2 protein-coding genes are annotated in these 1153 nt (G+C 59.8%); both read right to left on the reverse strand.

The genetic code is table 11. From position 1 onward, the window contains the following. On the reverse strand, positions 1-938 hold a 938-nt coding region (locus EN932_RS36595), incomplete at its 3' end, for a glutamine synthetase beta-grasp domain-containing protein (protein WP_128369547.1). Positions 939-1003: 65 nt separating this feature from the next. Continuing rightward, positions 1004-1153: P-II family nitrogen regulator (locus EN932_RS36600; protein WP_164890865.1), on the reverse strand; the 150-nt coding region annotated here is incomplete at its 5' end.

Below are 1153 nucleotides of genomic sequence, written 5' to 3' on the forward strand. Positions count from 1 at the left end.
GTGAAGGCGTTGATCGCCTTGGCCTGCTTGATGACGCCGCCGATGAAGAACAGGCAGCTTTCCGACAGACCGGCGTATTCATTGCCGGCGAAGGTCGGCTTGCCGTTCTTCCAGATCGACATGTGGACGTGCATGCCCGAGCCGTTGTCGCCGAAGATCGGCTTCGGCATGAAGGTTGCCGTCTTGCCGTAGGCGTTGGCGACCTGGTGGACGACATACTTGTAGATCAGCATCTTGTCGGCGTTGCGCACCAGCGCGTCGAACTTGATGCCGAGTTCGTGCTGAGCCGCCGCCACCTCATGGTGATGCTTTTCGACGCGCACGCCCATCTCGGCGAGCACGGTCAGCATTTCCGAGCGCATGTCCTGTGCGCTGTCGATCGGCGGCACCGGGAAGTAGCCGCCCTTGATGCGCGGACGGTGGCCGAGATTGCCGGTCTCATAGTCGGTGTCGTCGTTCGACGGCAGCTCCGTGGAGTCGAGCTTGAATCCGGTGTTGTAGGGATCGGCCTTGTACTTCACGTCGTCGAACACGAAGAACTCGGCTTCCGGGCCGACAAAGATGGTGTCGCCGATGCCTTCGGCCTTCATGTAGGCCTCGGCCTTCTTGGCCGTACCGCGCGGATCGCGGTTGTAGGATTCACCCGAAACCGGATCGAGGATGTCGCACAGGATGACCATGGTCGACTGCGCGAAAAACGGGTCCATGTGGACCGTTTCCGGATCGGGCATCAGCACCATGTCGGACTCGTTGATGGCCTTCCAGCCGGCAATCGACGAGCCGTCGAACATCACGCCATCGGCGAACATGTCTTCCTCGACCTCGATGACATCCATCGTCACGTGCTGCAGCTTGCCCTTCGGGTCCGTGAAGCGCAGGTCGACGAATTTCACGTCGTTGTCCTTGATCTGCTTCATGATGTCTTTGGCTGTCGTCATGTCATGTATCCCTGTGTGATGACTTTTTTTGATGATGACGTTTTTCGGGAGGATGGCGCGGTCGGTCAGACCGCGTCCATGCCCGTTTCGCCGGTGCGTATACGCACGACTTCCTCGATATTGGAAACGAAGATCTTGCCGTCGCCGATACGGCCGGTCTGGGCCGCCTTGCGGATGGCCTCGATCGCACCTTCGACCGCGTCGTCGCCAAGCAC

Origin of the sequence: Mesorhizobium sp. M7A.F.Ca.US.002.01.1.1 (genome assembly GCF_004022955.1) — a bacterium.
In the GTDB taxonomy this organism is placed as follows: Bacteria; Pseudomonadota; Alphaproteobacteria; order Rhizobiales; family Rhizobiaceae; genus Mesorhizobium; species Mesorhizobium ciceri.